At 49.1% G+C, this 6,845-nt stretch carries 2 protein-coding genes; one reads left to right on the top strand and one right to left on the bottom strand.

The features are described from left to right. The first annotated feature begins 511 nt into the window (after positions 1–511). Positions 512–1,006 carry a metal-dependent hydrolase gene (locus ABRS97_RS27710; protein ID WP_367819412.1) on the top strand — a complete coding sequence of 165 codons (495 nt, stop codon included), beginning with the start codon at positions 512–514 and terminating at the stop codon, positions 1,004–1,006. Between the two features lie 21 nt (positions 1,007–1,027). Here the strand turns inward: ABRS97_RS27710 and ABRS97_RS27705 are convergent. Further along, positions 1,028–6,845: family 14 glycosylhydrolase (locus ABRS97_RS27705; protein WP_367859143.1), on the bottom strand; the 5,818-nt coding region annotated here is incomplete at its 5' end.

Below are 6,845 nucleotides of genomic sequence, written 5' to 3'. Positions count from 1 at the left end.
GCCTAGAAAAGTGGAAATGAACACGAAAAAGCCAAGCAGCAGCATACAACTTTTCCGCCAAACAAGTTTACTTGAGTACAAAATATCTCCTCCTTTAACATGGTGAAACCGGTTTCTCGCGAGTGCGAAAAAAAAGCTTCTTCATTCGACGGATACGGCAACGCATCTTTCGTTTTTGAAGCTTGTAAAGCGGCGGCTAATAGCGGTCATCAGGCAGTGAACGAAGGGACATGGTGACAAAGTTCGATGAAAGTAAACGTTTACAATATTTATTTTAATTATTTTGTCTGATTTTGAAAGGCGAAATTATTGTGCAAAGGGGGAGAATATGTTGACATTAAGTGAGGAATGTAACATTTTACGCGTGAAATGAAGGAAAGAAGCCACCCAGTCTATGCTAGATCAACTGGGCGGCTTCTTTTTTGAGGCGATAACGTCACATACGGCAGAGAACTTTCGAACTCTATACATCTAATGACATCATGAACATGTAAGGAGATTACCACTGAGTATGCTTCAAAAAACACATAGTATTGCAGGACTGATCTCAGCCGAACTTGTACTTGTAAATCAAGACGTTAGCTTCGTATCTTGGGAGGCAGCGGGAGCTCTTTTGCTAGCGTGTTTAGCAGGCACCTTGGCAGATGTCGACAAGCCGGGATCCACGATGGCGAAGGTGCTTTTTCCATTATCCGCGCTGCTTCGGCTTCTTCATGTGCGGCATAGGACAGCGACACATTCCTTGCTCGTCATTGTGCTCCTAACACTCGCGGCAGCACCGCTGCCTCCTTTGTTTTACTGGGTATTCATTCTGGCTTATGCCTCGCATCCGCTTATCGATTTGCTTAACGATAAAGGGGTGCAGCTCTTATGGCCGATTCCGTGGAAAATCCGGTTGCTCCCCAAATGGCTGGCCATAACGACAGGCTCAACGAGTGAAACGATCTTCCGTTTCGTCTTATTGGCTGTAAGCATATTGCTGCCTGCATATTTCATTTGGAGATAAGCAATCTGGAATTAATCCGTATTACTTTCCAATTCGTGCAAAGTTGCTTGTAAGCAAATCGACGTCGCCCCACTCTTTTGGAGAGTTGGATTCGCTAACGCCTGGCGTATCCGAAGTTGCAGCATCATTAGGGATTGTGTCTACTGGCGAGAACTCGCCTTGATGCAGTTTCACTCCGATGCCATTCAGCTCGATATTCGGGTTGCCGATCGCGCTAAGCGGGATTTTGGCTTCATAGAACGTATCCCTCTGAACGTTGTGACCCAGCGTTAGAAAATTGACTAATTTGCTTGGCGTATTGGCGTCATCCGCGTCTTTCGCGCCCCATAACGATGTGGCTGCATTGCCTGGCGCGAATTTGACGACGATTCCGGCGGCGGCTCCTGTTTTGTAATTCACGCCAGCGTCGTCTACCGGGAATACACCGTTAACGGCTTTAGAGATATACCCGGAATGGAACATTTTGGAGGCGATGTTGAATTGGTAATCAGGCAGCTCTGTTCCGCCCCAAATCGGTTTGTTTCCATTCTTTTTCCACATATCCAGCGCAGCGCCTGCCCCGGGAATCGTGTCAATGGCAATCGTTTGCGGCATATCCATGGATCGGATAGGGGTACCGGCTGATGAGCCTGCATTGTTAGGATCAATCACATCGGTAACATCCACGTACTGCCAGGCTAAGTATAGATTGTCGTTATCCCAAGTCGCCCATAGATGCGTGAGATCCATTGGCGTTTCGTGCGTTGACCAGTTGGAACCTAATGTCCGAGGATCATCGTTGGCAGCATCGATCGCGATCAGGTTCGCATCGGTCCATTCACCGTTGTTGACGCCGTCAATGGTAATTGGCGCAGATACACGTTTACCGAATGTCGGATTCGTAGCGTATGCTTTGCTGGTACCGGTATCAACTGGTTTTTTCGTGGTTGCAACGGTTGCCAGAACGCTAGGATCTGAGAAATTGTTAGCTGCATCGAATGCTTTGACTGAATAAATGTAAGTGGTTTCTGGCGTTAAGCCGGCGTCACTAAATGATGGAACAGCAGATGAGCCTACTTTAGCGCCATTGCGGTAAATGTCATAACCGGTTACCAACACGTTGTCTGTAGAGGCAGTCCATTGAAGCGCCACGGAAGCAAAGGAAGGCGTGCCTGTAACATTCGTTGGCGCAGTCGGTTTTTCAGTATCCAGAACCGTGGTTTTCAACGTTGTCACTGTCACTTCAGCGCTTGCATCAGAGACGTTGCTTGCTGCATCAAAAGCTTTTACTGTGTACTTGTAAGGAGTTTCTGGCAACAAGCCGCTATCGGTAAAAGATGCTGTAGCTGAAGTGCCTACTTTGACACCGTTTCGATAAATGTCGTAGCCTGTTACCTTTACATTGTCTGTTGAAGCTGTCCACTGAAGACTAACGGATGAGCTGCTAGGGGTGCCAGCAACACTCGTTGGGGCTGTTGGTTTTTGCGTATCAACAGGCGTTGTGGATGCTTTGGTGAAGATTTTGACTTCCTTCGGCTCCAGCGTAACGGTGATTGAGCCTCCGTTAATTTGCACCGTATCCGAACCTAGCTGATTCGTAAGGGAAGTTCCATTCGAGAAATTCTCGTAGCCGCTAATAGTACGCGTTTCTGAGTTCCAGGAGTTGTTAATGAGGACAATGGCTTCATCTCCGTCTTTGGAGCGTTGGAAGCTGTAGAAGTTATTGTCGACCCATTTTTCCTTTTGGGTACCGTTTTGCAAGGCAGGGTGGCTGTTGCGTACGGCATTGACCTTCGCGATATACTTGTACAATTCATTGTTAGCGTTCGGTACGACGTCCTCGCGGTTAGCCGGGTCGTGCCCGCCGCTGTAGCCGAGCTCTGTACCTTGGTACAGAATTGGAATACCGCGGGATGTCAGCATGAAGCCTAGAGCGGCTTTCAGCTGCGGCCATTTGTCAGCGCCGTTGCCCGGTCTGCCGGACGCTTCGTTCAGGAAGCGGTTCAAGTCATGATTGTCAAGGAATGTGCCATTAAATCTCGTATCGCGGTACTTGTTATCTTGCGCGTAACGATCCTTGATGTTCGTCATGGACGCATCGTGGCCGAATACATCTCTAATCGTGTAATACATCGGGAAGTCAAGAACCGCGTCGGCAAAGTTGGAATAATCGCCGATTGTATTCGGATCTCCATTGAAAACTTCAGCGATCGTGAACGTATTTGCAGCTGTGTCAAAATCTTTCAGGAACCATTTTGGCATGTGCTTCGCTGTATCGACGCGCAGGCCATCGACTTTGGATTCGTTAATGAGCCATTGTATCCAGTTTTTCAGCTCAGCTGCCGTAGCCGGATTCTCTTGGTTCAAATCGTCGAGCCCGGCAACTTCGCCGTTTTCAATTTTGAAGGTGTTAGGAGCGGTAGTAGCATTTCCATAATCGATGTCGTTAATGTTGCCGTTGTGGTGGTACCAGTCGAACTTGTCGAAAGGCGCTTTGGCAAAGCTGCCAGGTTGGAAGTCGCCCGTATGGTTTGGAACGACGTCCAGCATGATGGCGATGTTTTTGCTGTGTGCCGTTGAAACCAGTTCTTTAAATTTGTCCATGGTGCCCAAGTGTCCATCTATGGAGTAGAAGTCATAAGTATGGTAACCATGGTAAGCGAACTGACTCTTTTGAGCGGTTACTGGTGTAATCCAGATGGCTGTGAAGCCCATGTTTTTGATGTAATCCAGATTGTTGATAATGCCTTGGAAATCGCCGCCGTGCCATTTGGTCGGATCGTTCTTGTCGGAATTAAACCCGCCGGCATTGTCATTGGAGGTGTCTCCGTTGACGAAACGGTCTGTCATAATAAAGTAAATGCTTTGCTTGCTCCAATCGGTTGTAACTGGGAAATTGGTTCCTTCGTCTGTCTTTACGCTGACGGCAGTACTGGATTCCGATGTTTTGCCGGATGCATCATAGGCTTTAACGGAGTAGCTGTAAGTTGTGCTCTTCGTTAACCCGGTATTGGTGTAGCTGGTTGTTGTTGTAGTGTCAACCTTGACGCCATCGCGCCAAATTTCGTAACCAGTTACGCCGACATCATCAGTAGAAGCTGTCCAGCTGAGCGAAACTGTCGTATCCGTTTTACCTGTAGAAACGACATTGGTTGGCGTGCTTGGAGGTGTAAGGTCAATGCCCCTTGATGTAATTGTTCCCGGAGCGCCATTAGCGCCTGGCGTGTATGTCCAAGTGCCAGGATTAAAGAGATAATTCTTGCTGTTGTTGTTGTCCCAAGTGTTGCTGCCGTTGTTGAAGTCAGCTTCCAGTTGAGCAGCGGAGCCGATGTTAATCGTAATGACAGCGAACCCGCTTTCAGTGGCATCCGGGATTGCTTTTCCTGGAGCCGTCGTCCAGGTTCCGCCTGCCGGACGGTAATGAATAAAAGGTGTGGAATAACCTTTTTGATAGTAAATCGTAACCGTGCTGCCTGTTACTGGTTCTGTCTTCACGCTCACCGCATCGCTGGCGTCAGAAATGTTGCCGGATGCATCAAAAGCTTTAACGGTAAAGCTGTATGTGGTGCTAGCGGATAAGCCGGAATTCGTGAAGCTGGTCGTTGCGCTTGTTCCTACTTTGACGCCATCACGCCAAATTTCATAGCCGGTAACGCCCACATTATCGGTCGATGCTGTCCAACTGAGCGTAACGGTTGAATCCGTTTTGCCTGTGGAGGCTAGATTGGTAGGTTTAGTTGGCTTTTCTTGTTCGATGATAGGTCCAGGCGTGATTGTACCCGGCGAACCATTAAGGCCCGGCGTGTATGTCCAGGAACCGATGTTAAATAAGTAGTTTTTGCCTGCGTTGTTGTCCCAAGTGCCGCTGCCGTTATTGAAGACGGCTTCGAGTTGGGTTGCTGGCCCGATATTAATTTTAATCTTGGAGTAGCCGCTTAATTCTGAAGCAGGCATTGCTGCACCAGGCGAGGTCGTCCAAGTGCCGCCCGCAGGACGATAATGGATGAAAGGCGTACTATAGCCGCGTTTGTAGTATACGGTAACAAAGTGATCCTGATTATCCGGAGGAGTTCCCTGTGTAATGGTGCCTGCTGCGCCATTAGCGCCCGGCGTATACGTCCAAATGCCGGCATTAAAGAAATAGTTCTTGGAGCTGTTATTGTCCCAAGTGCCGCTGCCGTTGTTGAAAACAGCTTCTAACTGGGTAGCTGTGCCGATGTCGATGGTCACTTTGTTGTAGCCTGGATAAGCAGCTTCGGCTACCGGCATTGCTGCGCCAGGTGCCGTCGTCCAAGTGCCGCCCGCAGGACGGTAGTGGATGAAAGGTGTCGCAAATCCGCGTTTGTAGTACACGGTTACGCTGCCCGTTGGAACGTTCTCGGTTTTCGCGCTGACAGCTGTGCTTGGATCCGAAATGTTGTTAGCCGCATCGTAAGCTTTCACTGTGTAGCTGTATGAGGTATCAGCTGCTAAACCTGTATTGGTGAAGCTGGTTGTAGTGCTTGTTCCTACTTTAGCGCCGTCGCGCCAAATTTCGTAGCCAGTAACCCCAACGTTGTCGGTGGAAGCTGTCCAGCTTAAGGAAATGCTGGAACCAGTTTTACCGGAAACGGCTACATTCGTTGGTACGCTTGGCGGCAGTAAATCTATTTCAGTAACCGGACTGATCGTGCCTGGTGCGCCATTAGGGCCAGGCGTGTATATCCAGGAACCCACGTTAAAGAAATAGTTTTTGGTGTTGTTGTTGTCCCAAGTATTGCTGCCATTGTTGAATACAGCTTCCAATTGAGAGGCAGTACCGATATCAATTGTAATTTTGCCGTAGCCTGTAAAAGCGGCTTCCGCATCAGGTATAGCTTTGCCAGGCGACGTCGTCCACGTGCCGTTTGCCGGGCGGTAATGGATGAATGGGGTGGAGAATCCTTTTTTGTAGTAAACCGTTACTTTATTGCCGTCTACGACAGGAGTTCCGGAAACAATCGTACCGGCTGCTCCGCTAGTGCCAGGCGTATACGTCCAAGTGCCGGCGCCAAACGTATAGTTGCTGTTATTGTTGTTATCAACAGTTCCGTTGCCGTCATTAAAGGCTGCTTCCAGTTGAGTGGCGGCGCCGATGTTGAGCGTAACCGTGGCGTAGCCCGGGAAGCCGCTGGCATCATTCAGCTTCGTGCCGGTGCCTGTTGTCCAGGATCCGCCGGCAGGCTTGTAGTTGACGAAAGGCGTGGAGAATCCTTTTTTGTAGTAAATCGTTACCGTATGATCCGTATCCGGTTTCGAATGGCTGATGACGAATTGCTTGTAGCCGGACATATTGCCGCTGGCAGAGCCGTCGCCATTTACAAGGTTAGCCAGACGAAGCAGGGTAAATCCATTGTAGTTCCATCTCGTAATTTTCTCTTCAACTTTCTGGAAATTGCCGGTTGGCAGCGCGTTTTCGCCGTTTAAGCGAACGCCTTTGCTATTGGCAATGGAAGAGATTTGATCAACTAGTGAGGAAGGCATCGAGTAGTTTGGAGAGCTTCCATCATCGCTCATTTCCAATGCTGTGAAAGTCAGGTCGAGATTGTTGTCCTTAAACTTTTGAATAAGGGTGCTGTAATTATAATAGCCTGCAGCGTTTTCGGCGCTGTGTGGAGCTGAAGGGTTGTTGTACTGCCAGTGAATCCCTGAGATCTTCGCGCCGATGCGTACGCCGAACACGGAGTCGAAGTTGCTGTGGGCTGCCGCAGCAATGACGGACAGATGATTTTCAAGGACGCCTTGGTACCAGGCGAGGAAATCCTTGCCGTATGCTGAATTGTAGCCGCCTGTCGAGTAGAACGCATCGCCGTCGCTCGGCGGGTTGATTTGGCTAACATTC

The sequence above is a fragment of the Paenibacillus tabacirhizosphaerae genome (assembly GCF_040812395.1).
Lineage (GTDB): Bacteria > Bacillota > Bacilli > Paenibacillales > NBRC-103111 > Paenibacillus_E.
This window is presented reverse-complemented; position numbering and strand designations above follow the sequence as displayed.

Bases quoted from the DNA above. Each gene is read 5' to 3' on its own strand.
- ABRS97_RS27710 (WP_367819412.1), top strand. From the start codon at position 512: ATGCTTCAAAAAACACATAGTATTGCAGGACTGATCTCAGCCGAACTT.